This window comes from Pseudarthrobacter sp. DSP2-3-2b1 (assembly GCF_049895945.1).
In the GTDB taxonomy this organism is placed as follows: Bacteria; Actinomycetota; Actinomycetes; order Actinomycetales; family Micrococcaceae; genus Arthrobacter.
On record NZ_JAFCTI010000001.1, the window covers coordinates 198,926 to 224,517 of the forward strand.

The following is a 25,592-nucleotide window of genomic DNA, read 5'->3' on the forward strand; positions in this document are numbered from 1 at the left end:
CGGCACGCGCCCTTCGTGAAAAGGGTGCGTGCCGCCGTCGGGCGTTAATGGTTCCGCGTTGGAATCAGGCGGTTGCCGGGCCGCTTTCCTGAGCCACTTGGCGTTCCGCGGCCTCAACCACGTTGGTCATCAGAAGCGCCACTGTCATGGGGCCGACGCCACCGGGGTTCGGTGAAATCCAGCCCGCTACCCCGGCAGCAGCGGGATCGATGTCGCCGTGCACCTTGCTCTTGCCGGTCTCCGCGTCAGTCTCACGGGTGACGCCGACGTCGAGCAGGGCCGCGCCCGGCTTCACGTCCGCAGCCTTGACGATGTGCTTGGCACCCGCCGCGCCGACAATGACGTCAGCCTGCCGCAGCAGCTCCGAGAGGTTTTCGGTGCCGGTGTGTGTGAGCGTGACGGTGGCGTTCACCGCGCGCCGGGTCAGAAGCAGGCCGATGGTGCGCCCGATCGTGACGCCACGGCCCACCACCACAACATGCTTGCCCGCGAGGCTGTAGCCGTTGCGCTCCAGCAGCTCGATGACGCCGCGCGGTGTGCACGGCAGCGGCGAGGTGATCTCGCCGCTGACGTTGAGCACCAGCCGGCCCAGGTTGGTCGGGTGGAGGCCATCGGCGTCCTTGGCGGGGTCGATCCGCTCGAGGATGGCGTCGGTGTCCAGGTGCTTGGGCAGCGGCAACTGCACGATGTACCCATGGCAGGCGGGGTCTGCATTGAGTTCGTCAATGAGGGCCTCCACCTGGGCCTGGGTGGCATCGGCGGGAAGCTCACGCTGAATCGAGTTCATCCCGATCTCCACTGACTGCTTGTGTTTCATCGACACATACAGCTGCGAAGCGGGATCAGCACCCACCAGGACAGTGGCAATCCCGGGGGTGACGCCGCGGGCCTTCAGGGCCGCAACGCGCTCAGCCAGCTCGGATTTGATGGCGCCGGCAGCTGCCTTGCCGTCAAGGACCTTCGCAGTCTGCGCCATGGACGGGCTCACCACTGCTCGTGCTGCGGGTAGAGCGGGAAGTCAGCAGCGAGCTTGTCCACGCGGGACTGCAGGGCCTCAACATCCGTGGCGGAGCCAGCCTTCAGCGCGGTGGCGATGATCTCGGCCACCTCGGTGAACTCCTCGGCGCCGAAGCCGCGGGTGGCCAGGGCCGGGGTGCCGATCCGCAGGCCGGAGGTGACCATCGGCGGGCGGGGATCGAACGGAACGGCGTTGCGGTTCACGGTGATGCCCACCGAGTGCAGGAGGTCCTCGGCCTGCTGGCCGTCCAGCTGAGAGTTGCGGAGGTCAACGAGCACCAGGTGCACATCGGTGCCGCCGGTGAGGACGGAGACGCCGGCCTCGGCGACGTCGGCCTGGTTGAGGCGGTCGGCGATGATCTTCGCACCTTCAAGGACACGCTCCTGGCGCTCCTTGAATTCCTCGGTGCCGGCGATCTTGAAGGCCACGGCCTTGGCTGCGATGACGTGCATCAGAGGGCCGCCCTGCTGGCCCGGGAACACGTTGGAGTTGATCTTCTTGGCCCACTCCTGCTTGGCCAGGATGACGCCGGAGCGGGGTCCTGCGAGGGTCTTGTGCACCGTGGAGGTGACGACGTCGGAGTACGGCACCGGGCTCGGGTGCAGGCCTGCGGCAACCAGTCCGGCGAAGTGCGCCATGTCGGTCCAGAGCAGGGCGCCCACTTCATCGGCGATGGAGCGGAAGGCGGCGAAGTCAAGGTGGCGGGGGTAGGCGGACCAGCCGGCGATGATGACCTGGGGCTTTTCGGCGATGGCCTGCTCGCGCAGTTTGTCCATGTCCACGCGGAAGTTGTCCTGCTCCACCTGGTAGGCGGCAACGTTGTACAGCTTGCCGGAGAAGTTCAGCTTCATGCCGTGGGTCAGGTGGCCGCCGTGGGCCAGGGAGAGGCCAAGGATCTTGTCGCCCGGGGTGATCATCGCGGAGAGGGCAGCGGCGTTGGCCTGTGCACCGGAGTGGGGCTGGACGTTGGCGTATTCGGCGCCGAACAGTGCCTTCACGCGGTCGATGGCCAGCTGCTCGGCGATGTCCACATATTCGCAGCCACCGTAGTAGCGGCGGCCCGGGTAGCCCTCGGCGTACTTGTTGGTCAGGACCGAGCCCTGGGCTTCCATCACGGCGCGCGGCGCGAAGTTCTCGGAGGCAATCATCTCCAGGGTGCCGCGCTGGCGGCCAAGTTCCTGGGCAAGGACTGCGGCGATTTCAGGATCAAGCTCGGCCAGCGGCTGATTGCTGACTTCGGCTGTTGTGGTGGCGGTAGTGGTCACGAAAAACTCCTGGCTAGGGATACGGGCACTGCTTAGGTCAGGCTACCGGCTGGCGCTGGGCGCTGTCCCCTGATGACAGGGCGTGACAGTGCGAACGTCAGGTGCTGCCCCGCTACATGGGCACAGCTGTTGTCCGGCATAACATGACCCTCGGCCCAGGCGTACGATCCGTGGTCTTCGTGATTGCCGCTCCCTGGTGGTTAGCCACCCAACGCCAGTTGCGACGCCACCAGACTACCAAAAGCGCGCACCCCGCGCGGGTACGCTGATATGCGTGACTGATGATCAGCTGAACCAAGCGTACGTAGTAACCCTGTCCTGCCCGGACCGCCCCGGCATTGTCCACGCCGTGGCCGGCGCCCTTCTGGTGGCGGGCGGCAACATCATGGATTCCCAGCAGTACGGCAGCCCTGCCACCGGCAACTTCTTCATGCGCGTGGAGGTCACCACTGCCGTTCCCCAGGCTGAACTGCACGCTGCCCTGCAGCCGGTGGCGGAGGCGTTCGGTATGCAGTGGAGCCTGAACGAAGTTGGCCAGAAGGTGCGCACGCTGCTGATGGCCAGCACGTCCGCGCACTGCCTTAATGACATCCTGTTCCAGCAGCGTTCCGGGACCCTGCCTATCGAGATCCCGGCAATTGTCTCCAACCACCAGGACCTGGCCGGGCTTGCCCAGTTCTACGGCATCCCGTTCCACCACATCCCCGTCACACCTGACACGAAGTCCCAGGCAGAGGACAAACTGCGGGCCCTGATGGCTGAGCACGATATTGAACTCACTGTCCTGGCCCGGTACATGCAGATCATCTCGGACGATCTCTGCGCGGAACTCACCGGGAAAGCCATCAATATCCACCACTCGTTCCTGCCCTCCTTCAAGGGCGCCCGGCCGTACCACCAGGCCCATGCCCGCGGCGTGAAGCTGATCGGCGCAACAGCCCACTATGTGACCGCCGCCCTGGACGAGGGTCCCATCATTGAGCAGGAAGTCATCCGGGTGGACCACGCCCGGACACCCGAACAGTTCGTGCAGATGGGCCGGGACGTGGAGGGCCGCACGCTGGCCCAGGCCGTCCAGTGGCATGCAGAGCACCGGGTCCTGCTGGACGGCAACCGGACCGTCGTCTTCAACTGACTGAACGGTTGCCGTCCCGGCCTCGTCCGGGCAGGATGCTGTTCTAGGCTGGGCTCATGGCTCCCCTTCACAGCTTTGCCGGCAACGCTCCGGCCGTCCATGAATCCGCCTTCATCGCCCCCACGGCATCGATTATCGGCAAAGCAACACTCGCCGAGAACTCCAGCGCCTTCTATGGCGTTTCCGTCCGGGCTGACACGGCCGCCATCACCGTCGGCGCCGGCAGCAACCTGCAGGACAACGTGGTGCTGCACGCCGATCCTGGCTTCCCCTGCACAGTGGGCGCCGGCGTCAGCGTGGGGCACGCCGCCGTCGTCCACGGCTGCACCGTGGAAGATGACTGCCTGATCGGGATGGGCGCCACGGTGCTCAATGGTGCGGTGATCGGCAGCGGGTCACTGGTGGCAGCAGGCGCCGTGGTCCTGGAAGGAACCGTTGTGCCGCCCCGCTCGCTGGTGGCCGGCGTTCCGGCAAAGGTCCGGCGCGAACTCACCGACGAAGAATTCGACGGCGTAAAGCAGAACGCGGCGCGGTATGTGGAACTGGCCCGCGCACACCGCGAACTGCACGCGTAGACCGGGGTTTCAGCTTGCCCGGCTACGGCCCGCGGCCACATGTTGCGTTAACTTCTTGACTACATGAGTCAATATAGGGCAATCTTCTTTTCATGTCCGCCACACCGCGCTCGACGAGGAGCAAGCCGAAAAATCCGGGATCCCAGTCCGCCCTCAGGCAACTGAACCAGCAGCGGATCATCGAGACCCTGATGAGCGGCCCCTCCACACAGGCCGAGCTTGCGCGCCAGACCGGCCTGTCCACCGCCACGGTCTCCAACATCGTCAAAGTCATGCAGGACGCGGGCCTGGCATCCACCGAACCGATCACCAGCTCGGGCCGCCGGGCCCTCAATGTCCGCCTCAACAGCAACGGTGCCGTGGCTGTGGGAATCGACTTTGGCCGGCGGCATCTGCGCGTAGTGCTGGCCTCCCTGAGCTACCACGTGATCGCCGAGGAATCCGTGCTGCTCCCGCTTGGGCATCAGTCCGAGGAGGGCATCCAGGCCGCGGTGGTGCTTCTGGATAAACTGCTGGCCGACAACGCTGTGGAACGGACCGCTGTGGTGGGTGCCGGCGTCGGAATTCCCGGCCCCATCGACCGCCGCACAGGGACTGTCGCGCAGGGCGCCATCCTCCCCGAGTGGGTGGGCATCAACATCCTCCAGCATCTCGAGGACACCCTCCAAATGCCCGTATTTGTTGACAACGACGCCAACCTGGGCGCCTGGTCCGAGGTCACCTGGGGACCACATACCGGTGTCAGCAACCTCATGTTCCTCAAGATCGGCTCGGGCATCGGCGCAGGCCTGATCCTGAACGGCGCACCCTATTACGGCCATGTCGGAATCACCGGCGAAATCGGCCACGCCACCATCCACGAGCAGGGCCTGGTGTGCCGCTGCGGCAACCGCGGCTGCCTCGAAACCATTGCCTCCACCACCACCATGATCGAGCTCCTCAGCCGGGGCGAGGACCGGCCGCTCACCCCCGCGGACATCGTTGCCAAGGCCCTCGCCCGCGACTCGGCAACGCTGCGGGTGGTCGATGATGCGGGCCTGGCGGTGGGCCGTGCGCTGGGCAACGTAGCCAACCTGATCAACCCTGAAGTCATTGTGGTGGGCGGACCCCTTGCGGGCCTGGGAAACCTGCTTCTGGACCCCATCCGGCGGGGACTCATCCGGCATGCCGTGCCGGTGATCGGGGAGACCACCACCCTGACAATGTCCTCGCTGGGGGACCGCGCCGAGGCACTGGGAGCAGCCGCCCTGGTCTTCCAACACGCCGGGATCCGGCGCACGTAGTCCAAGTTGTTATCCGGCAATTGCGTTCAAGACTTGACGACAACCCGTGTGATCAAGTTTACTTTTTCATCAGACGCCCCCGCACTTTGCTGGGCGGACAAAGAAGTCATCATTGGAGGCGTAAGGGCAAATGACGTCCCACACCACGCACACCGACCCGGTCATCCTGGAGATGCGCTCCATCACCAAGGAGTTTCCCGGCGTCAAAGCACTCTCGGAAGTCAGCCTCCGCGTCAAGGCCGGCGAAATCCACGCCATCTGCGGCGAAAACGGCGCCGGCAAGTCCACGCTGATGAAGGTGCTTTCCGGCGTGTACCCGTACGGCAGCTACGACGGCGATATCGTCTACCAGGGGCAGATCCAGCAGTTCCGGGACATCCGCGCCAGCGAACACGCCGGAATCGTGATCATCCACCAGGAGCTGGCACTTATCCCGGAACTCTCCATTATGGAGAACATCTTCCTGGGCAACGAGCCCACCAAACGCGGCGTGATTGACTGGGCTGAGGCCCGGATGCGCTCCACCGAACTGCTCGCCAGGGTGGGCCTCCGGGAGGACCCGGACACCCCCATCAAGGAAATCGGCGTCGGCAAGCAGCAGCTGGTGGAGATCGCGAAAGCGCTGAACAAGTCCGTCAAAATCCTCATCCTGGACGAGCCCACTGCGGCCTTGAACGAATCGGATTCGCAGCACCTGCTGGACCTGATCCTCGGCCTCAAAGGCAAGGGCATCACCTCGATCATCATTTCCCACAAGCTGAATGAGATTGAGCAGATCGCCGATTCGATCACCATCATCCGCGACGGCAAGTCGATTGAGACACTGGATGTTAAGGCCGACGGAGTCGACGAGGACCGGATCATCAAGGGCATGGTGGGGCGCACCCTCGAATCCCGCTTCCCGGACCACACGCCGAAGATCGGCGAGGTGTTCTTTGAGGTCAAGGATTGGACTGTTGGCCACCCGGCCATCCAGGACAGGCTGGTGTGCAAGGGCTCAAACTTCTACGTCCGCCGCGGAGAAATCGTGGGCTTTGCCGGCCTGATGGGCGCCGGCCGGACCGAGCTGGCCCGCTCCGTCTTCGGACGCTCGTACGGCCGGTTCATCAACGGCCACATCTATAAGGACGGCAAGGAGATCACCCTCAAGTCCGTCCGCCACGCGATCGATGCCGGCCTTGGGTACGTCACCGAGGACCGCAAGTCCCTGGGACTGAACCTGCTGGACGACATCAAAACCACCACGGTGTCCGCGAACCTGAAGAAGATCAGCCACAACAGCGTGGTGGATACCAACGAGGAATTCAAGGTCGCGGAGCAGTACCGGAAGTCGCTGCGGACCAAGACGCCGTCCGTCGAGGAAGGCGTGGCCAAGCTCTCGGGCGGAAACCAGCAGAAGGTGGTCCTGGCCAAGTGGATGTTCACTGACCCGGACCTGCTGATCCTGGACGAGCCCACCCGCGGCATCGACGTCGGGGCCAAGTACGAGATCTACGGCATCATCCAGCAGCTCGCCAACCAAGGCAAGGGCGTCATTGTGATCTCCTCGGAACTGCCGGAACTGCTGGGCCTTTCGGACCGGATCTACACCATCTTCGAAGGCGCCATCACCGGTGTCCTGGACAAAGAGGAAGCGAGCCAGGAAAGCCTGATGAAACTCATGACTTCTTCCCGCAAAGCCGCCTGACCCTCTGGATTCCTCCAGATCCTTCCAGAAACAAGGACTGAAACAATGAACGCGCTCAAGAAGCTCTTTGGCGGCAACACCCGCCAATTCGGGATGATCTTCGCCCTCGTTGCGCTGATCGTCTTCTTCCAGATCACCACAGAGGGCCGCACGCTCACACCGGGCAACGTGATCAACCTCTTCAACGGCAACTCCTACATCCTGATCCTGGCCATCGGCATGGTGCTGGTGATCATCGCCGGCCACATCGACCTCTCCGTCGGCTCAGTCGCCGCGTTTGTCGGTGTGACCGTTGCACTGGCCATCCGGGACTGGGGCATCCCCTGGTACGCAGGCGTGCTGCTCGGCCTGCTCCTGGGCGCCCTGATCGGAGCGTGGCAAGGGCTATGGACGGCCTATGTGGGCATTCCGGCCTTCATCGTCACGCTCGCCGGCATGCTGCTGTTCCGCGGCTTCAACCAGTTCGTCGGCAAGTCCAACACCATCCCCGTGCCCAGCGACTTCCAGTACCTCGGCTCCGGATACCTGCCCGAGGTGGGACCGAACCTTGGCTACAACAACCTGACCCTGCTGATCGGCCTGGCCGCCGTTGCCTTTGTGATCTTCTCCGAGATCCGCCGCCGCCGTACGGCCATCGCCCTTGGCGCCGAAGTCCCCGAAACCTGGGTTGTCATCCTCAAGCTCGTCCTCATCTGCGGCGCCATCCTTTACGCCACGTACCTGTTCGCAACCGGCCGGCCCGGCACATCCTTCCCCATCCCCGGCCTGATCCTGGCGGTCCTGGTCCTGATCTACGGATTCATCTCCTCCAAGACCGTTGTTGGCCGCCACATCTACGCAGTGGGTGGCAACCGCCACGCGGCAGAGCTGTCCGGCGTCCAGTCCAAGAAGGTCAACTTCCTGGTCATGATGAACATGTCCATCCTGGCCGGCCTGGCAGGCATGATCTTCGTTGGCCGTTCCACAGCTTCGGGACCGTTCGACGGCGTGGGCTGGGAACTGGATGCAATTGCGGCAGTCTTTATCGGCGGCGCCGCGGTGACCGGCGGTGTGGGCACGGTCATCGGCTCCATCATCGGTGGCCTGGTGATGGCAGTCCTGAACAACGGCCTCCAGCTGCTCGGCGTCGGCGCCGACCTCACGCAGATCATCAAGGGCCTGGTCCTCCTGATCGCCGTCGCGTTCGATGTCTACAACAAGACGCAGGGCAAGAAGTCGATCATCGGCCTGCTGACCCGCAACTTCAACCGCCCCTCCGGCAGCGGGCCAAGCAACCCCAACCAGCCTGACGAAGTCACCTCCACCAAGGAAACAATCGCCCGGGAAGCCTGAACGCAGAGACCCTCCGATTCACAACCCCCCAAAGAAAGAGAACCCAACAATGCGCATGATTGGTAAAGCAGGAAAGGCTGCAGCTGTTGCTGCTATCGCGGCATTGGCGCTGACGGCCTGCGGCCGCGCCGAGCCCGGCACTACCGGTGGCGGAACCGGAGCTGCAGGCTTCGAACAAAACTCCTCCATCGGCGTCGCACTCCCCCAGAAGACCAGTGAGAACTGGGTCCTGGCAGAAAAGCTGTTCAACGACGGGCTCTCCGGTGCCGGCTTCAAGCCGGATGTGCAGTTCGCCAACGGCGGCGTGTCTGAACAGCAGAACCAGATCAGCGCCATGATCACCAAGGGCGCCAAGGTCATCATCGTCGGTGCCATCGACGGCGCCCAGCTGGGTACCCAGCTGAAGCAGGCCAAGGACTCCGGCGCCACGATCATCGCCTACGACCGGCTGCTGCTGAACACCGAGAACGTGGACTACTACGTGGCCTACGACAACTTCAAGGTGGGCGTGCTGCAGGGCGAAGCGCTTCTCGAAGGCATGAAGGCCAAGAAGGCTACCGGACCGTACAACATCGAACTGTTCGCAGGCTCCCCCGATGACGCCAACGCGAAGGTCTTCTTCGACGGCGCCATGAGCATCCTGAAGCCGAAGATCGATGATGGAACGCTCAAGGTTGTCTCGGGCCAGACCAGCTTCGAACAGGCTGTTACCCAGGGCTGGAAGGCAGAAAACGCCCAGCGCCGCGCTGACACGCTGCTCACCGGCAGCTACGGCACGGAGTCCCTGGACGGCGTCCTGTCCCCGAACGACACCCTGGCCCGCGCTGTCCTGACCTCCGTCAAGGCTGCCGGCAAGCCGCTCCCGGTCATCACCGGCCAGGACTCAGAGGTTGAGTCCGTGAAGTCCATCATGGCCGGCGAGCAGTACTCCACCATCAACAAGGACACCCGCAAGCTCGTTGAGCATGCGATCGTGATGGTCAAGGACCTCCAGGCAGGCAAGACGCCTGAGATCAACGACGACAAGTCCTACAACAACACGGTGAAGACCGTTCCGGCCTACCTGCTGGAACCGGTCATCGTCACGGCCGCCAACGTGAAGACGGCCTACGTGGACGATCCGGTACTCGGCCCGATCACCAAGTAGTACCTGCTCAAACAGAGTGCTCTACAGAATGCCCCGGCTCCGCACAGGAGCCGGGGCATTCTGCCGTTTCCAACGCTCTCTCACTTCCTGCAACGTTTTTCCCCACGCTCTCTCACTCCCTGCAGCAAATTACGGAACGCTCTTGCACTCCAAGCGCCGGTTTCACAGGCCAATCACAGCTCCAGCCGCTTTCCCGCACAGCGAGTGCCGCGAGGGTAGGAGCAGTCGCTGGCCTTCTGCCGGCCCGGAAACCTAGGAGTACTGTGAGCGTCCTTGCCCGAAGTGTTGGCAATGCCTTCAGAAACAAAGTGCGAACGGCAGCGGTGGTGGCAGTCCTGGCCGTCGCGATCGGCCTTGCCCTCGCCATGCTGGTGGCCAACCAGGCCGTGGGGGCCAAAGTCCAGGAGCTGAATTCCTCCGTGGGCACGGTCCTGACCGTCAACCCGGCCGGCGGCCAGGGATTTGAAGGCGGCGGCGAACCGCTGACCACCGGGCAGGCAGCAACCGCAGCCGCCGTTCCCAACGTGAGCTCCGTCGTCGGGACCACCTCGCTCCGGCTGCGGAACGCCGCGGAGGCCGCAGCACAGACTGCGGCCGGTACCCAGGCAGGTCCCGGCGGCGGCCAGGGCGGACCCGGCGGCACATCCGCCGCAACGCTGACCACCAGCCTCACCGCCGCCGTCGACGCCGGAACGCTGGGCGGCCGCAACCAAGCCGCGAACGGCGCCACAGGCACCACCACACAGCCCGCCCGCTCGCTCCCGATCACCGCAACCGGAATCGGAGCCGAGGTGGACACCACGGGCAAGGCCCTGACCATCACCGAGGGCACCGGCCTGGGCGACTACACGGCAGCCTCCACCGACGCCCTGCTGGGCACCACGCTGGCCGAGAAGAACGGGCTGTCCGTCGGCTCCACCTTCACCGTCGATGATCAGACCTACACCGTGTCCGGCCTGTTCGATTCGGGCACCACGTTCGGCAACAACGCCCTCTACGTGACGCTCCCAACGGCACAGACCCTCGCGGAACTCCCGGATGAACTGTCCACCATGATCGTCACAGTGGACAGCATGGAGAACGTTCAGTCAGCCAAGGCCGCGCTGGAAACAGCCCTCGGCACCGACAAAGCCGACGTCACCCAGGGCCAGAATCTGGAAAGCGCCGTCAGTTCGCTCGGCAGCGTCAAGAACATCTCCTTCATCGCCTTCGTGGCAGCCCTTGGCACCGCCGGACTCATCATCCTCCTGATCATGGTGATGCTGGTCCGCGAACGCCGCCGCGAAATCGGCGTGCTGAAGGCCATCGGCGCCCCCAACCGCACCATCGGACTGCAGTTCGTCCTCGAAGCGCTGGTCCTGGTGGCCATGGGCAGCGCCGTGGGTGCCGCCGTCGCCTCCTTCGCCAGCGGCGGCATCGCCTCGGCACTGATCAGCACCAACACCACCACGACGGCGGCCACCACCGGGCGCGGGGCGGCCATGGCCGGTGCGGCCGGCGGCGCCGGAATGCCGGGCGGCGCAGGGTTTCCGAGCGGCGCTGGTCTTCCCTCCGGGGGGCCGCTCGGCGGCGCCTCCCAGCTGCTGACCTCAGTCACCGCGAGCGCCTCCCCCGGTGTCATCGCCGCCGGAATCGCCGCGGTGTTTGGCGTGGCCATCATCGGCGCGCTCGTCCCCGCGCTGCTTACAGCCCGCATCCGCCCCATCGAAGTCCTCCGAGGAGAATAGCCATGATTGAAGTCAAGAACCTGGTCCGCACGTTCAACTCCGGTGACCGCACCATCAAGCCCGTCAACGATGTCAGCTTCGTCCTGGAGCAGGGTACGCTGGCCTCCATCGTGGGCAAAAGCGGCAGCGGCAAGAGCACCCTGTTGTCCCTCCTGGGTGCGCTGGACAAACCCACCAGCGGAGACGTCGTCGTCAACGGCGTCAGCCTGGCCGGTATGCCGGACGGCAAGCTGACCGAGTACCGCCGCCGGGACATCGGCTTCGTGTTCCAGCAGTTTAACCTGATCCCCAACCTGTCCGCCGTGGACAACGTGATGCTGCCGATGGAGTTCGCCGGCATGCGCAAGGCGCAGCGGCTGGAGCGGGCCAGGGACCTTCTGGCGCAGGTGCAGCTGGACCCGGACAAGCAGGTCCGGCGCATCAACCGCCTCTCCGGCGGCGAGCAGCAGCGCGTGGCGATCGCACGGGCACTGGCCAACGAGCCCAAGCTGATCCTGGCCGATGAGCCTACGGGAAACCTGGACGAGCAGACCGGTGACCACATCATCGAGCTCCTGAGCGCGCTCAGCCGTGACCACCACACCACCATCCTGGTGGTCACGCACGACAGGGCGCTTGCCAACAAGACGGACCGCCGGTTCCGGCTCCAGCAGGGCAAACTCACGGAGGAACCTGCCCGGGCCATGGTCTGAGGGCCCTGATCCGACGTCGGCACTGGTCAGGGTGAGAGGATGGGCACCATGAGCGCGCTAATTGCCACGCCGTGGTTGTCCAGCCAGTCCGATCAGGATCCGCAGTCCGCCACCGGACGAACGTTGCGCTGGGGTGTCATCGCCACGGGCGGGATCGCCCGGTCGGTGTCGCAGGACCTGGCGCTGCTCGCCGACGCCGAGCTCTATGCAGTCAGTTCGCGGGGCCAGGACACGGCGGAGAGTTTCGCCGCCGCCTACGGTTTCGGCAGGTCTTACTGGGACGACGACGGCGTCCACGGCTACCAGCGGCTCCTTGCCGATGAAGCCGTGGACGTGGTCTACGTTGCCACGCCGCACGCCCAGCACCACCAGATCGTGCTTGCCGCGCTCAACGCCGGCAAGCACGTCCTGTGCGAAAAGGCCTTCACCATCAATGCCAGGGAAGCCAGCGAGCTCGTGGCGGTGGCCCGGGAACAAAAGCTCTTCCTGATGGAGGCCGTGTGGAGCCGGTTCCTGCCGTCCATGCAGCGGGCCTTTGAAATTGCGGCCTCCGGTGAACTGGGCGATGTGCACTGGGTAACCGCCGATCTGGGCTTCCCCGCCCCCTACTCCCCCACCTCCAGGCTGTGGGCCCGCCAGGACGGCGGCGGAGCCCTCCTGGACATCACGGTGTACCCGCTGCTGTGGGCGGTTGGAACGTTGGGATTCCCGCAGACCGTCAGTGCCACCGGTTTTATCAACGACGACGGCGTCGATTCCCAGAATGCCTTGACTCTCGGTTACAACCACGGCGCCCAGGCCCAACTGACCTCCTCCCTCCTCGCCCACGGCCCCCGCACTGCGACAGTGGCCGGAAGTCTGGGGTACCTGCAGAGTCTGGGTTCCATCAACAACCCGCGGGAACTGGTGGTGGGCATCGGCCTGGGCGAGCTGCGCACCGAGCCGTTCGACGTCGTCGGCCGCGGCTACACCTACGAGCTCCGCGAAGTGACCCGCTGCATCCAGCAGGGCCTCACCGAAAGCCCGGTCATGCCCTTGGAGGACTCGATCAAGACGATGCGGCTTTTCGACGGGGTCCGGGGCCAGCTGGGCGTCAGCTACCCGAATGACGCGCACTAAAGTCGCGCTTTTAGCCTTGATGCGCCGGTGACACCGGTGGTAAACAGGGCTGTCGCGCTGAGGTCGATTATCGACGAGCCGGTAAAATTAATTAGTAAGTTTGCTGGGTTTATTTTCCCATTTCCGTAGACGCGTCGCATGCAAAGGTCATACGCTGTAGAAATCGTCCGTTTCAACGGCACTGGGGGTGGTACGTATGGCTAAAGCTCGTTCGCCATGGCGTGCGCTCCGGCCCTTCCTCTTCGCAGGTGTTGCATCTGTGGCCTGGCTGACGCTTTCTTCCCCTGCTGCGGTGGCAGACTCATCCACTGAGTCCGGCTCACTTCTGGGCGGGCTGACATCTTCCGTCTCGTCACTTGCGGCTCCCCTGACTGGCGCTGTTGCGCCGCTCCAGGCAGCCGTTTCTCCCGCCGTGTCGCCATCCAGCGCCGCCGGGCTCCTGGAGCCCCTGGTGGGAACCGTTGCCGGCACAGCTGATCAGCTCGTGGCCGCCGTGCCAGTAATGAATCAGGTGGTTCCGGCGGACACGGTCTCGGCTCTGGCCGTCCCCGTTGCCGTCGCGGCTGATTCCACTGCTGCGGCCCTCGTCGATACTGTCGCCCCTCCGCTCACTGAGGCCCTGCCGGTCCTTGAACCTGTGCTGCGGCCCGTGGTGGAGCTGACAGGCGGTACTGTTCCGCAACTGCCGGTTGCCCAGCCTGATGGGCTGACCCAACTGCCTGCAGACGGCAATGCCGCTACCGGCGAGCCCTCGGCAGGTAGTGCCGCACTGGCGTCCGCTGCTGTCCCGGATCCAGCAGACCCCGGCACAATGAACACTTCCGTCCGGCCGCAGTCCGGCCTGGCGGCAACAGCGCTGGCTCCGTCGATAACAAGCGCGGCCATCCGTTCAGCTGCCCCGGAAAGCCCTCTGACGGGGGATCCTTCAACGCCGTTGGCCCCGGTGCCCGCAGCTCCTGCCTCGGGCGCAGGGAGCGGCGCTTCGCCGACGGGCCCCGCAAGCGCGGCGGCATGGATGTCGGAATTCGGCATAGACCTTCTGCTGCCGGGAACCTCCCCGATCAGCGCGTCACCCAAGCATTCCCCTTCACCGGTGTCGTTCGACCCCGGTTCTTCTCCTGACTAGTTGAGCCCCCCTGCCCCTTTTGATGGGCAGAACACGGCCTCAAGGCGCTGTTTTGCGTCCCAAATCAACTTCTCAGGAGAAAACCATGAACTGCAACCTTCGCAGGGGGCTGCTCAGCACCCTCTTTGCCGGCGGGCTCCTTGCCTTCGGCGCCACCGCAGCAAGTGCTGCGGACAACACCAGCGGACCGGATCTTTCCGCAACCGCCCTGGTCTCGGCGGCGACATCCGCTGACGCAACGTCGTTGGGCCTGCTGGGTGACCCAACGCCGTCTGCAGTAGCGGATGTCGTCGCCGTGGTGGACGTCAACCTCGGTCTCGGGGACGGCCTGCTCGGCAACACAGACGGCAACGGAACCACCGCTGACGTTGCGGCCGCCGCTGACATCAACCTCGGTCTCGGGGACGGCGTACTTACCGGAACCGGCACGGGCAACACCGCTACCGACGTCGTCGCAGTAGTGGACGTCAACCTCGGTCTCGGGGACGGCCTGCTCAGCAACACAGGCGGCAGCGGAACCACCGCCGATGTTGCAGCCGCCGCTGACATCAACCTCGGACTCGGACTCGGCGACGGCCTGCTCGGCAACACAGACGGCAGCGGAACCACCGCCGATGTTGCAGCTGTAGTAGACGTCAACCTCGGACTTGGGGATGGCGTACTTAACGGAACCGGCGCTGCCAACACCGCTGCCGACGTCGTCGCTGTAGTAGACGTCAACCTCGGCGGCGGCAACGGCGTTCTCGGCAGCACAGACGGCAACGGAACCACCGCCGACGTCATCGCTGCTATCGACCTGGGCCTGGGCACGAATGGAACCAACCCCGGTACGGGCACTGGTGATGGCCTCGAAGCGGTCGTTGTCGTCGACCTGGGCCTGGGTAATACCGGAGTTCTTGGTGACGCAGCTGCTGATCTCGATGCAGCGGTAATCATCGGCGGCGGCACTGACGGCGGCACGACTCCCGGCACTGAAAACCCGGGCACCGAGACGCCCGGCACGGACACCACTGACCCGGGAACCGGCACCACCGGCGGCACGGACACCCCGGGCACGGACGCCCCGGGCACTGACTCCACGGACCCGGGAACGGGCACCGGCACCGGCACCGATACGGCGGGCACCACAGGATCTACGGGCACGACGACGACCGGCATCACCGTTGTCCCGGCCGGCAACATCACCGGCTCGGTACCGGCGGCCGGAACAACCGGCAGCGCGATGGGCAGCAGCACCACAGGTCAGGGCGGCACCAACACCCTGGCGAAGACTGGAGTCGATCTTACTTTCGTCCCGCTCGCCCTGCTTCTCGTGATCGCAGGCCTGCTGATGCTCCGGAAGCGCAGGATCTCCTAGCCAACACAGGCCAGCCGTTCGCCGGCACCAGTGAGCGTTCCTGAAAGGAGGTGGAATACCGGAGAACACAACTAACAGCACTCAACCTTGTGGCCGAAGGTCCGGCTGAGCAGGTCCTGAAGACTTCTCAGCCGGGCCGTCGGTGTGAGCGGGCAGCCGCGGAGGGAGATGGCCAGGGCTACGTTAGCCGGCCGCAAATTGGGTACCTAACCTCCAGCGGCAGGTCAGCAGAGGCACTTACTCGCCCGTATAATTTGGGGTATTACAGTGCCGCAGCGCACCGGGAGGAACGGTCATGGTGGCGGAATCGCCTAGCTCCATCAAGAATGAAGTGATCGGCGGACGTTACCGGCTCGGTGAGGTTATCGGCCGCGGCGGGATGTCGTCGGTCTATTGTGCACGGGACGAGAATCTGGGCCGGGACGTGGCGCTGAAGCTCTTCGCTCCCCAGGCCCCTGACGCGGATGAACTCAAGCGGCAGGAAGCTGAAATCCAGCTGCTGGCAACCTTGAACCATCCCAGCCTGGTGACGCTCTTCGATGCCGGCATTGACACCCGAATCCCCGGTGAGCCCCGCCCCTTCCTGACCATGGAACTGGTGGACGGGCAGGACCTGCGGAGCCGCATCAGGCACAGCCCCGTCCCGCTGGACGAACTGGCAGTCATCGGGGCCGGAATCGCCGACGCCCTGGCATATGTCCACAGCCTCGGGGTCATCCACCGCGACATCAAGCCCGGCAACATCCTGCTGGTTCAGATCCGCCCGGGCGAGCCGCTCCGGCCAAAACTTACTGACTTCGGCATTGCCCGGATCGTTGACGGAACACGCCTGACGGCCACTGGAACCATGGTGGGGACCGCGGCCTACCTCAGCCCGGAGCAGGCCATGGGCTCGCCGCTCACACCTGCCACTGACATCTATTCGTTCGGGCTGGTCCTGCTCGAGTGCATCAAGCAGACCATTGAATACCCCGGCAGCGCCGTTGAATCCGCCGTGGCCAGGCTGCACCGCGCGCCCGAAATCCCCGAGGATCTCCCCTCGGAATGGGCGGGCTTGATCCGCTCCATGACCGCAATTGAGCCATTGGAACGTCCGTCAGCACCGGACATTGAGACGGTGCTGCGTCAGGCCCTGGTCTCACCGGCGTCCACGCCCGGCGAACTTACGCCGGAGCCCACGCGGGTGCTCCCGGCCATGCCGTTCCGGCCGCCGACCATTACCTCTGAGTTGCCCTCCCCCGCCCTTTCCCTGGCGGACGGTGACAACGGCGTCCCAAACGGTGTGGAGCGGATCAGTGACTCTGGACGTTCACCCCTGATCGGCGGAGAGACGTGGCTTCAGCGCGTGAAACGCCGCAGGCGGCTGTGGCTGGTGGCAATACTGACGTTCCTTGCCCTGGCGGCCGGCGCAGCAGTGCTCACGGTGGGCCTTTCCCCACAGCAGAGCCCCGACGTCGTGCCTTACCCCACCGTCACCGGGACCTTGGGCGACCACCTCCAAGAACTACAGAAGAGCGTTGAACCGTGACAGTAGTAGGGCTCAACCGCCGGCGCTCTTTGGCGCGCGGACTGATGCAGGCTGCCGCCGCAGTGGTGCTGGCTGCTTCACTCGCCAGCTGCGCTCCGGCGGAGACAGGGCTGCAGCGGGACGCTGCCAGGCAGCTTCAGGAACGGGTACTGGGAGTGAGCCAGGCAGCAGCGGCCAATGATCATGCTGCCGCACTCACGGCGTTGGACAGCCTGGAAACAGAGCTTTCGGCGGCAGCAGACAACGGCCAGGTTTCCGAGGAACGCCGCCGGACCGTCATGACTGTCATCACCGCCGTCCGGGCGGATCTCAACGCGGCCATCGATGCCGCCGCAAAAGCAGCAGCGGAAGCAAAGGCAGCGGAGGAGAAAACCAAGGCAGATGCGGACGCCGCGGCGAAAGCCGCCCAGCAAAGCGCCGCGCCAGTGGTGCCGGCCCCAGCCCCCGCACCAGCTCCCGCGGATAACGGCAACGAGGGCAAAGGCAACGAAGGCAAAGGCAAGGACAAAGACGACTGAGGGCTGAACCAGGAAAGGGAGCGCCAGCCAAGTACGACGGCGGCGCTCCCTTCCGGTGTCAGCTACCCTTCAGCCGGGAAGCGTTCCCACACGCGGTGGCTGGCCAGCAGCTGGGCGAGCTGGGGAACCAATTCCTCCGCCCCGTCGGCCGAGACCACACCGGCAGCACCTGACGGGATACCCGCCGCGTCCAGCGCCGCGGTACCCTGCCCCCACACGCCGAGGGCTTTGGCATGCCGGAACGCCTCGGAGAGCATCAGCACCACGCGAGGGTCCGCGGAGGCGCCGGGCTCGCCAGCTTTGGCGTCACGGCCCTGCGTGGCGTCCGGAGCCGGCGTGGCTGCACCGGCAACGATGATCGCATCAAATTCCGTGGACCTCGCGGTGAGGTAGGTCCGCTGGACGGGGACACCGCCGTCGCCCTCTTGACCCAGGTACCCGCCCGCCGGGGCGATGACCAGAGGCACCATGCCCTGGGCGTTCAGGGCGTTCCGTGCTGCGTTGACCGCGGCGAGGTCGCTGCCCTGATCGGCCACGATGCCCACCACCCTTCCCGCCACGGGCCAGGTCTTGCCCAGCTGGGACAAGGCGGGGCTGGGCTCGGAGTCCGGGACGTCCTCAGTGGCGGCCGGCGCGGGCATACCCAGACCCTTCGCCACCGCTGCGCAGAGGTCCTTGTCAACGTTCGCCAGGGCCAGCAGCTGCCGTTCCCGGATTGCCTTCTCGTAGCACTTGCCCAATTCGAAGGTGTAGGCCTGGATGACATGGTCCTGCTCCGCGGGGGTGAGGCTGCGGAAGAAGAGACGGACCTGGCTGTAGTGGTCACTGAAGGACGCGGGGTTCTTGCGCTCTTTGATGGACGCTGCCAGCTCCTCGGGTACGTCGATGAAGGCTCCCACGTCCTGGCCGGCCAGGAACGGGCAGCCGCCGTCCAGGGAATTGGGGTGGTAGGGCGCCGCGCCGCCGTGCACTGCCTGCTGGTGCATGCCGTCGCGCAGCATGTCGTTCACCGGCGCCTGCGGGCGGTTGATCGGGATCTGGGCGAAGTTGGGCCCACCGAGGCGGGAGATCTGCGTGTCCAGGTACGAAAAGAGCCTGACCTGCAGCAGGGGGTCGTTGGTGACATCGATGCCGGGAACCAGGTGGCCGGGGTGGAAGGCCACCTGCTCCGTCTCCGCGAAGTAATTGGTGGGGTTCGCGTTGAGGGTCATGATCCCGATGGGCTGGACCGGGGCCAACTCCTCGGGAACGAACTTCGTGGGGTCCAGCAGGGAGATGCCCTCGAACATCTGGTCCTCATTGTCGGGGAAGGTCTGCACGCCCAGCTCCCACTCCGGGAAGGCACCGGCTTCAATGGAGTCCGCCAGGTCGCGGCGGTGGAAGTCGGGGTCCATGCCGTTGATGATCTGGGCTTCTTCCCAGACCAGCGAATGGACGCCTTGTTTGGGCTTCCAGTGGAGCTTCACCAGCGTGGTCTTTCCCTCAGCATTGAGGAAGCGGAAGGTGTGGACGCCGAAGCCTTCCATGGTGCGGAAGGACCGCGGGATGCCGCGGTCGGACATGTTCCACATGGTGTGCGCCTGCGCCTCGGTGTGCAGGGAGACAAAATCCCAGAACGTGTCGTGGGCACTTTGGGCCTGCGGAATTTCCCGGTCAGGGTGGGGTTTGCCGGCGTGGATGATGTCCGGGAACTTGATGCCGTCCTGGATAAAGAACACCGGGATGTTGTTGCCCACCAGATCGTACGTGCCTTCATCGGTGTAGAACTTGGTGGAGAAGCCGCGCGTATCCCGGACAGTGTCTGCGGATCCACGCGAACCCAGGACTGTGGAGAACCGGACGAACACCGGCGTCTCAACATCCTTGGCGAGGAAGCCCGCGCGGGTGATGTTGGCAGCCGTCCCGTAGGACCTGAAGACCCCGTGGGCACCGGCGCCCCGGGCGTGCACCACACGCTCCGGGATGCGCTCGTGGTCAAAATGCGTGATCTTTTCCCGGAGGTGGTGGTCCTGCAGCAGGATGGGCCCGCGGCTGCCGGCCTTCAGGGAATGGTCTGTATCGCCGAGCCGCAGACCCTGTGCGGTAGTCAGGTACTGGCCGGACTGGGCACGGGCCGTCGCCGGTGCTCCGGTAGGGCTTCCCGTGGGGGAGACCGCTTCCGGGCCTTGCTGGTCAGGCTTGGGCGGCAGCGGCTCACGCGGGGTGGTGGGTTCCTCGAGGCTTGCCGGTTCGCTGGCGGGTACACCGGGGATCTGGATGTTGCTTTCTTCAGGCACGGATTCTTCTCCTCAGGGTGGGCAACCTCAGCATTCTTCGGCATAGGCCGAGATACTAAGCGTACTTAGCACCTTAGGCAAGGATGCCTGATGCCACAACCCTGGTTCGTGCTTTCAGCGGGAAGATTGGCAGCCGAAGAACAAAAAATGCGGCGCCACGGTTTCCCGGGGCGCCGCATCTGGGTGTTCGTCAGCTGGTTGAGCCGCCTAATTGAGGGTGGCGATGACCCTGTTCAACGTAACGGACGGGCGCATGACGGCGGAAGCCTTGGCGTCGTCCGGGTTGTAGTAACCGCCGATGTCCACCGGAGAGCCCTGGACTGCTGCCAGTTCGCCCACAATGGTTTCCTCGTTGGCGGACAGCTCCTTGGCAATCGCCGCGAACGAAGCAGCAAGCTCGGCGTCCTCGGTCTGCTTGGCCAGTTCCTCGGCCCAGTAGCGCGCCAGGAAGTAGTGGCTGCCGCGGTTGTCCAGTTCGCCTGCGCGGCGGCTCGGGGATTTGTTCTCCAACAGGAAGGTGCCGGTGGCCTTGTCCAGGGTGTCGGCCAGGACCTGGGCGCGGGCGTTGCCGGTGGTGGTGGCCAGGTGCTCGAAGCTGACGGCCAGAGCCAGGAACTCGCCAAGGCTGTCCCACCGCAGGTGGTTTTCCTTGAGCAGCTGCTGGACGTGCTTCGGGGCAGATCCGCCGGCACCGGTCTCGAACAGCCCGCCGCCGTTCATCAGCGGAACCACTGAAAGCATCTTGGCGCTGGTACCCAGTTCCAGGATGGGGAAAAGGTCCGTGAGGTAATCGCGGAGCACGTTGCCGGAAACCGAGATGGTGTCCTCGCCCTTGCGGATCCGCTCCAGCGTGAAGGCCGTTGCCTTCTCCGGGGACATGATTTCGATCTGCAGGCCCTCGGTGTCATGGTCCTTGAGGTATTCGCGGACCTTGGCGATGAGGTTGGCGTCGTGTGCGCGGGTCTCGTCCAGCCAGAAAACGGCAGGCGTCTTGGAGGCACGGGCCCGGGTGACTGCCAGCTTGACCCAGTCGCGGATGGGCAGGTCCTTGGTCTGGCAGGCGCGCCAGATATCGCCCGGGGCAACCTCGTGCTCGATCAGCACGGCACCGGAGCCGTCAACGATCTGCACGGTTCCGGCTTCCTGGATCTCGAAGGTCTTGTCGTGGCTGCCGTATTCCTCGGCGGCCTGGGCCATCAGGCCAACGTTCGGCACGGTTCCCATGCTGGTGGGATCGAAGGCGCCGTGGGCGCGGCAATCGTCCAGCACCACCTGGTAGATGCCGGCGTAGGAGCTGTCCGGGAGGACCGCCAGGGTGTCTGCTTCCTTGCCGTCCGGGCCCCACATGTGGCCGGAACTGCGGATCATGGCAGGCATGGAGGCGTCAACGATGACGTCGGACGGGACGTTCAGTGTGGTGATGCCCTTGTCCGAGTCCACCATGGCCAGGGCCGGGCCTTCTTCGAGGCCCTTCTTGATGAGCGCCTGGACGCCTTCGCGGACGTCCTCGGGCAGATCCTCGAGGCTGCTCAGGATGGCGGCGAGCCCGTTGTTGGGGCTGATGCCGGCGGCGGCGAGCTGCTTGCCGTAGGTTTCGAAGAGCTCGGAGAAGTAGGCCTTCACCACGTGGCCGAAGATGATGGGATCGGAGACCTTCATCATGGTGGCCTTCAGGTGGGCTGAGAAGAGCACACCTTCTTCCTTGGCGCGGGCAACCTGGGCCTTCAGGAACTCGTCAAGGGCAGCGGCGCGCATCACGGTGCCGTCGATGACCTCACCGGCGAGGACGGGGAAAGCCTTCTTGAGGACCTTGACCGAGCCGTCTTCGCGGACCAGCTGGATGGCGATGGTGCCTTCAGACTCAATGACTACGGACTTCTCGTTGGAGCGGAAGTCGTCAGCCGTCATCGTTGCGACGTTGGTCTTGGAGTCCGCGGACCAGGCACCCATGGAGTGCGGGTTCTGGCGTGCGTAGTTCTTCACGGACAGCGGCGCGCGGCGGTCGGAGTTGCCTTCACGCAGTACCGGGTTGACGGCGGAGCCCTTGATCTTGTCGTAGCGGGAGCGGACAGCGGTCTCTTCGTCCGAGGAAGGGTTGTCCGGGTAATCCGGCAGGTTGTAGCCCTGGCCCTGGAGTTCGGCGATGGCGGCCTTCAGCTGCGGGATGGAAGCGCTGATGTTGGGCAGCTTGATGATGTTGGCTTCGGGCTTCTTTGCCAGTTCACCGAGTTCAGCAAGGGCGTCACCGATCTGCTGTTCCGGGGTGAGGTAGTCACCGAACACGGAGATGATGCGGCCTGCGAGCGAAATGTCACGGGTCTCCACCTCCACACCTGCGGTCGAAGCAAACGCCTCGATGATCGGCAAGAACGAATAGGTAGCCAGCATCGGCGCTTCGTCGGTGTGGGTATAGATAATCTTGGACATACGCGGGCGTCTCCCTGGAGGTCGGCTGATTTTTTTAGAATCCGGCTATTTCACCATGGATTAACTTACCCGAGGACACGGCTTTGAACCCTACCCGCGAACCGGGAAGGGCCTTCCATTACCGTTTGGGGAACGGTTCAGTCAGCGGCGCTTGTGGGGAATGTCACTGGGCCACAGCTGGACGTACTTGGAATCCTTGCGACGCAATTCCTCCGTCGAAGTGAACGGCGCCGAGGTGAACGAGTGAACCGGGTCGACGTCGCGCAACTGCAGGGCAGCGGCGGAAGCTTCGGGATCCGGGGAACTCTCTTCGCCGCCGGCAACATGCCGGCCATGTAGAACAGAACGTTTGGCGGACTTCCAGAATGCAAGCACGGCGGGGCCCCAATTCACATAAAGTCCGGAGCCCAGCGGACGATTCATTGATACTGAAAAAGTACCCTCCACCAGCCCTTTTTGCCAGCACCCCCGCATAACTTCTATTTACAAAACGGGCTTGTCCCGATACGTTACATGGGTTCACGGCGGGCCGATTGGGAGCCCGCCGCCAACTTTTAGACAGGAAAATAATGACGCGCAACCGGTCTGTGGCTGCCAGCTTCCTCACCCTTTCCGCGGCGGCCGTGCTGGCACTGACGGGTGCCGGTGGTGCCGCTGCAGCACCCGCCGGGTCGGATGACAAGGCAACGCCGTCCGTATACAGCGCCAAAGTTGATAGCACCGGCGCGGCCAACTATTGGACTGCAGACCGGATGCGCGCCGCACTGCCCGGCGATCTCCTGGCAGACAAGTCGCTGGAACGCGGCAACAAGTCCAGCACAGTCTCAGCCGAAAAGGCCAAGGTCAAGGCCACCAAGCCCAAGGGCACCTCGGGCAAACCCACCATCGCCCAGCCCGCCAGCGGCATGAACCACGTCGGCAAGATCTTCTTCACCCTGGACGGCGCGGACTATGTCTGCTCCGGAAACGCCGTCAAGTCCGCAAATCAGAGCACCGTGGCCACCGCCGCACACTGCCTCTTTGGCGGCACCGCGGAACCCACCAGGTTCATTTTCGTGCCCGGTTATTACAACGGCACGAGCCCCCACGGCTCCTACGAAGGTGTGTCCTACCATCTCCCGTCCGGGTGGAAAGACGGCGGGAATATGGCGTTCGACACCGGTTTCGTTGTGGTCAAACCGGGCCGAGAAGCCCCCGCCAATACCCCGCCCCTTTCCCAGATAGTTGATGAGTCGGACGTTCTGTTCAATGCGCCCCGAGGCCTCACCTACCAGGCCTTCGGATACCCGGCTGACAGCCCCTTCGACGGCGGATCCCTGAAGACCTGTACCGGGACAGGCACTCCTGACACCAACAACGCACAGTTCGCTACGCAAGGTATCCCCTGCGACATGACCGGCGGTTCTTCCGGCGGGCCGTGGTTCATCCAGACCGCCAACGGCCTGGTCCAGACTTCCGTCAACAGCTACGGCTACAACCCGCACCCCGTAATGTACGGCCCGCAGTGGGGGGCAGACATCAAAGCCGCCTATGACAAGGCAGTCGTAGCCCCCCTACGCTGACCTCCAGCTAGCGCATTAACAACGACGGCGCCTGTCCCCTCAGCGGGGACGGGCGCCGTTATTGTCGGTCTGGTTAGTGGAAGAAGTGGCGGGCACCCGTGAAGTACATGGTGACGCCGGCGGCGTTGGCCGCCGCAATGACTTCCTCATCGCGGACTGAACCGCCGGGCTGGACCACGGCGCGGACACCGGCGTCGATCAGGATCTGCAGGCCGTCAGCGAACGGGAAGAACGCATCGGAAGCCGCAACGGCACCGCGTGCCCGCTCCGGTGCGCCGGAAGCATCGGCGTTTGAGGCACCACCGGCACCGTCGACGTCGGACTCCACCGTTACGCCCAGCGTGTTGGCCCGTTCCACTGCGAGGCGGCAGGAGTCAAGGCGGTTGACCTGGCCCATGCCGATGCCCACGGCGGCACCATCGGCAGCGATCAGGATGGCGTTCGACTTGGCGGCACGGCACGCGGTCCAGGCAAAGGCCAGGTCCGCGAGGGTCTTTTCGTCGGCGGCTTCACCGGCGGCAAGGGTCCAGTTGGCGGGGTTGTCGCCGTCGGCGTCCACCTTGTCCGTGACCTGGACCAGCACGCCGCCGGAGACCTGGCGGATCTCCGACGGGTAGCGGCCGTAGCCTTCCGGCAGGGTCAGGAGGCGGATGTTCTTCTTCTTGGACAGGATCTCCACGGCTTCAGGTTCGAAGGCCGGTGCGATGACCACCTCGGTGAAGATGCCCGCCACGGTGCGTGCCATGCCGGCGGTGACGGGGCGGTTCGCGGCGATGACCCCGCCGAACGCGGAGACGGGATCGCAGGCGTGGGCCTTGGCGTGCGCGTCCGCGATCGGGTCCGCGGCGTCGGCGGATCCAACGGCAACACCGCAGGGGTTGGCGTGCTTGATGATGGCGACTGCCGGCTCGGCGAAGTCGAACGCGGCGCGGAGGGCGGCGTCGGCGTCCACGAAGTTGTTGTAGCTCATGGCCTTGCCGTGCAGCTGGTCCGCCTGGGCGATGCCGGCGGGAGCTGCCTTGTCCACGTAGAGGGCTGCCTGCTGGTGTGGGTTTTCGCCGTAGCGCAGGACCTCGGAGCGCTCCAGCGAAAGGCCTGCGTAGGCGGGCCAGTCGATGACGCCGTCGCCGTCTTCGTCCAGGAACTGGCTGGCCGTCCAGGAGGCCACTGAGTTGTCGTAGGACGCGGTGTGCGCGAACGCCTTGGCGGCGAGCCGGCGCCGGGTCTTCAGGTCGAAGCCGCCTTCAGCGGCGGCGGTGACCACATCGCCGTAGAAGCCGGGGTCAACCACAATGGCGACGGCGGCATGGTTCTTCGCGGCCGATCGCACCATGGCGGGACCGCCGATGTCGATCTGCTCCACGACGTCGTCCTGGGGTGCGCCGGACTTGACCGTCTCGACGAAGGGGTACAGGTTCACCACCACGAGGTCGAAGGTTTCAATCTCCATGCCGGCGAGGGTCTCCATGTGCGCGGGCACGCGGCGGTCCGCGAGAATGCCGCCGTGGACGCGGGGGTGCAGCGTTTTGACGCGGCCATCCAGCATTTCCGGGGAGCCGGTGACTTCCTCGACTTCCTGCACCGGAATGCCCGCTGCGGCAATCTTCTTGGCCGTGGAGCCAGTGGAGACGATCTTCACCCCGGCTGCGTGCAGGCCCCTGGCGAGCTCCTCCAGACCGGTCTTGTCGTAAACCGAAATCAGTGCCCGGCGGATGGGGACTCGGTCGATGGATACACGGTCAGGCTGCGGCAAGCTCACAAAAGTCTCCGTCTTATCTCGCGGGCAAGGGCCGCGGTTGGTGGGGATACGGCCCAGTT

At 64.8% G+C, this 25,592-nt stretch carries 20 protein-coding genes and 1 riboswitch; of the genes, 14 read left to right on the forward strand and 6 right to left on the reverse strand.

Annotated elements, in window-relative coordinates:
- Positions 1-64 precede the first annotated feature (64 nt).
- Together ACP7AX_RS00810 and glyA are read right to left on the reverse strand one after the other, a co-directional pair.
- Entirely contained in the window at positions 65-976 is a 912-nt protein-coding gene (locus tag ACP7AX_RS00810) for a bifunctional methylenetetrahydrofolate dehydrogenase/methenyltetrahydrofolate cyclohydrolase (RefSeq protein ID WP_131682150.1), read from the reverse strand.
- 8 nt (positions 977-984) lie between these two features.
- Positions 985-2,283, reverse strand: a complete 1,299-nt coding sequence (gene glyA, locus ACP7AX_RS00815; RefSeq protein WP_131682151.1) for a serine hydroxymethyltransferase — start codon at positions 2,281-2,283, stop codon at positions 985-987.
- A gap of 146 nt (positions 2,284-2,429) precedes the next feature.
- Positions 2,430-2,515: riboswitch (ZMP/ZTP riboswitch) on the reverse strand.
- A 42-nt stretch (positions 2,516-2,557) separates the two neighbouring features.
- Here glyA and purU point away from each other — a divergent pair.
- From purU to ACP7AX_RS00880, 13 genes are all read left to right on the forward strand, one after another.
- A complete protein-coding gene (gene purU / locus ACP7AX_RS00820) occupies positions 2,558-3,418 on the forward strand; it encodes a formyltetrahydrofolate deformylase (protein WP_131682152.1) in 861 nt (286 codons plus the stop codon).
- Between the two features lie 56 nt (positions 3,419-3,474).
- Positions 3,475-3,993, forward strand: a complete 519-nt coding sequence (locus ACP7AX_RS00825; RefSeq protein WP_131682153.1) for a gamma carbonic anhydrase family protein — start codon at positions 3,475-3,477, stop codon at positions 3,991-3,993.
- A 92-nt stretch (positions 3,994-4,085) separates the two neighbouring features.
- Positions 4,086-5,276: an ROK family transcriptional regulator gene (locus ACP7AX_RS00830; protein WP_426225013.1), complete on the forward strand. Its 1,191-nt coding sequence runs from the start codon at positions 4,086-4,088 to the stop codon at positions 5,274-5,276.
- 130 nt (positions 5,277-5,406) lie between these two features.
- Positions 5,407-6,963 (forward strand): multiple monosaccharide ABC transporter ATP-binding protein, encoded by a 1,557-nt coding sequence (gene mmsA / locus ACP7AX_RS00835; RefSeq protein WP_108598786.1) that lies wholly within the window; start codon positions 5,407-5,409, stop codon positions 6,961-6,963.
- A 45-nt stretch (positions 6,964-7,008) separates the two neighbouring features.
- Entirely contained in the window at positions 7,009-8,295 is a 1,287-nt protein-coding gene (gene mmsB / locus ACP7AX_RS00840) for a multiple monosaccharide ABC transporter permease (protein WP_131682155.1), read from the forward strand.
- Positions 8,296-8,344: 49 nt separating this feature from the next.
- On the forward strand, positions 8,345-9,442 hold the full coding sequence (locus ACP7AX_RS00845) for a substrate-binding domain-containing protein (protein ID WP_426225014.1): 1,098 nt from the start codon (positions 8,345-8,347) through the stop codon (positions 9,440-9,442).
- A 263-nt stretch (positions 9,443-9,705) separates the two neighbouring features.
- Positions 9,706-11,169: an ABC transporter permease gene (locus tag ACP7AX_RS00850; protein WP_426225015.1), complete on the forward strand. Its 1,464-nt coding sequence runs from the start codon at positions 9,706-9,708 to the stop codon at positions 11,167-11,169.
- Positions 11,170-11,171: 2 nt separating this feature from the next.
- Positions 11,172-11,861, forward strand: coding sequence for an ABC transporter ATP-binding protein (locus ACP7AX_RS00855; protein WP_426225016.1), 690 nt, complete (start codon positions 11,172-11,174; stop codon positions 11,859-11,861).
- A gap of 48 nt (positions 11,862-11,909) precedes the next feature.
- Complete coding sequence (locus ACP7AX_RS00860) at positions 11,910-12,980, forward strand: Gfo/Idh/MocA family protein (protein ID WP_426225017.1); 1,071 nt, start codon at positions 11,910-11,912, stop codon at positions 12,978-12,980.
- A gap of 196 nt (positions 12,981-13,176) precedes the next feature.
- Positions 13,177-14,106 carry a hypothetical protein gene (locus ACP7AX_RS00865; RefSeq protein WP_426225018.1) on the forward strand — a complete coding sequence of 310 codons (930 nt, stop codon included), beginning with the start codon at positions 13,177-13,179 and terminating at the stop codon, positions 14,104-14,106.
- 85 nt (positions 14,107-14,191) lie between these two features.
- Entirely contained in the window at positions 14,192-15,463 is a 1,272-nt protein-coding gene (locus ACP7AX_RS00870; RefSeq protein WP_131682161.1) for a hypothetical protein, read from the forward strand.
- Between the two features lie 295 nt (positions 15,464-15,758).
- Positions 15,759-16,991: a serine/threonine-protein kinase gene (locus ACP7AX_RS00875; protein WP_426225019.1), complete on the forward strand. Its 1,233-nt coding sequence runs from the start codon at positions 15,759-15,761 to the stop codon at positions 16,989-16,991.
- Positions 16,988-17,509, forward strand: a complete 522-nt coding sequence (locus tag ACP7AX_RS00880) for a hypothetical protein (protein ID WP_426225020.1) — start codon at positions 16,988-16,990, stop codon at positions 17,507-17,509. The genes ACP7AX_RS00875 and ACP7AX_RS00880 overlap by 4 nt, the downstream gene beginning before the upstream one ends.
- Before the next feature lie 62 nt (positions 17,510-17,571).
- On the opposite strand, the gene ACP7AX_RS00885 is transcribed toward ACP7AX_RS00880, so the two are convergent.
- The 3 genes from ACP7AX_RS00885 to ACP7AX_RS00895 all read right to left on the reverse strand — a co-directional run bounded on the left by ACP7AX_RS00885 (position 17,572) and on the right by ACP7AX_RS00895 (position 22,635).
- On the reverse strand, positions 17,572-19,785 hold the full coding sequence (locus tag ACP7AX_RS00885) for a catalase (protein WP_426225021.1): 2,214 nt from the start codon (positions 19,783-19,785) through the stop codon (positions 17,572-17,574).
- Between the two features lie 207 nt (positions 19,786-19,992).
- Positions 19,993-22,212, reverse strand: a complete 2,220-nt coding sequence (locus ACP7AX_RS00890; protein ID WP_426225022.1) for an NADP-dependent isocitrate dehydrogenase — start codon at positions 22,210-22,212, stop codon at positions 19,993-19,995.
- A gap of 141 nt (positions 22,213-22,353) precedes the next feature.
- Positions 22,354-22,635 (reverse strand): hypothetical protein, encoded by a 282-nt coding sequence (locus ACP7AX_RS00895; protein WP_426225023.1) that lies wholly within the window; start codon positions 22,633-22,635, stop codon positions 22,354-22,356.
- 146 nt (positions 22,636-22,781) lie between these two features.
- On the opposite strand from ACP7AX_RS00895, the gene ACP7AX_RS00900 reads away from it, so the two are divergent.
- A complete protein-coding gene (locus tag ACP7AX_RS00900) occupies positions 22,782-23,774 on the forward strand; it encodes a trypsin-like serine peptidase (RefSeq protein WP_426225024.1) in 993 nt (330 codons plus the stop codon).
- A 73-nt stretch (positions 23,775-23,847) separates the two neighbouring features.
- Here ACP7AX_RS00900 and purH read toward each other — a convergent pair whose 3' ends face one another.
- Positions 23,848-25,533 (reverse strand): bifunctional phosphoribosylaminoimidazolecarboxamide formyltransferase/IMP cyclohydrolase, encoded by a 1,686-nt coding sequence (gene purH / locus ACP7AX_RS00905; protein ID WP_426225025.1) that lies wholly within the window; start codon positions 25,531-25,533, stop codon positions 23,848-23,850.
- Positions 25,534-25,592: the final 59 nt, after the last annotated feature.

Coding starts and splice junctions, on each gene's coding strand:
- ACP7AX_RS00810 (WP_131682150.1), bottom strand. CDS start 976: ATGGCGCAGACTGCGAAGGTCCTTGACGGCAAGGCAGCTGCCGGCGCC.
- ACP7AX_RS00825 (WP_131682153.1), top strand. CDS start 3,475: ATGGCTCCCCTTCACAGCTTTGCCGGCAACGCTCCGGCCGTCCATGAA.
- ACP7AX_RS00830 (WP_426225013.1), top strand. CDS start 4,086: ATGTCCGCCACACCGCGCTCGACGAGGAGCAAGCCGAAAAATCCGGGA.
- mmsA (WP_108598786.1), top strand. CDS start 5,407: ATGACGTCCCACACCACGCACACCGACCCGGTCATCCTGGAGATGCGC.
- mmsB (WP_131682155.1), top strand. CDS start 7,009: ATGAACGCGCTCAAGAAGCTCTTTGGCGGCAACACCCGCCAATTCGGG.
- ACP7AX_RS00845 (WP_426225014.1), top strand. CDS start 8,345: ATGCGCATGATTGGTAAAGCAGGAAAGGCTGCAGCTGTTGCTGCTATC.
- ACP7AX_RS00855 (WP_426225016.1), top strand. CDS start 11,172: ATGATTGAAGTCAAGAACCTGGTCCGCACGTTCAACTCCGGTGACCGC.
- ACP7AX_RS00860 (WP_426225017.1), top strand. CDS start 11,910: ATGAGCGCGCTAATTGCCACGCCGTGGTTGTCCAGCCAGTCCGATCAG.
- ACP7AX_RS00865 (WP_426225018.1), top strand. CDS start 13,177: ATGGCTAAAGCTCGTTCGCCATGGCGTGCGCTCCGGCCCTTCCTCTTC.
- ACP7AX_RS00870 (WP_131682161.1), top strand. CDS start 14,192: ATGAACTGCAACCTTCGCAGGGGGCTGCTCAGCACCCTCTTTGCCGGC.
- ACP7AX_RS00875 (WP_426225019.1), top strand. CDS start 15,759: ATGGTGGCGGAATCGCCTAGCTCCATCAAGAATGAAGTGATCGGCGGA.
- ACP7AX_RS00890 (WP_426225022.1), bottom strand. CDS start 22,212: ATGTCCAAGATTATCTATACCCACACCGACGAAGCGCCGATGCTGGCT.
- ACP7AX_RS00895 (WP_426225023.1), bottom strand. CDS start 22,635: ATGAATCGTCCGCTGGGCTCCGGACTTTATGTGAATTGGGGCCCCGCC.
- ACP7AX_RS00900 (WP_426225024.1), top strand. CDS start 22,782: ATGACGCGCAACCGGTCTGTGGCTGCCAGCTTCCTCACCCTTTCCGCG.